Origin of the sequence: Streptomyces sp. XY431, assembly GCF_001279805.1 — a bacterium.
GTDB classification, from domain to species: domain Bacteria; phylum Actinomycetota; class Actinomycetes; order Streptomycetales; family Streptomycetaceae; genus Kitasatospora; species Kitasatospora purpeofusca.
In genome coordinates, this window is record NZ_LGDO01000461.1 from 1 (window position 1) to 207 (window position 207).

Consider the following 207-nt stretch of genomic DNA (forward strand, 5'->3'; position numbering starts at 1 on the left):
CGTCACCAGGAATGGCCCCCCTTCTCCCGAAGTTACGGGGGCATTTTGCCGAGTTCCTTAACCATAGTTCACCCGAACGCCTCGGTATTCTCTACCTGACCACCTGAGTCGGTTTGGGGTACGGGCCGCCATGAAACTCGCTAGAGGCTTTTCTCGACAGCATAGGATCATCCACTTCACCACAATCGGCTCGGCATCAGGTCTCAG

1 rRNA gene is annotated in these 207 nt (G+C 56.0%); it reads right to left on the reverse strand.

Features of this window, described 5'->3' with window-relative positions:
• Nucleotides 1-207 (reverse strand): 23S ribosomal RNA (locus tag ADK60_RS29375); the annotation flags it as partial.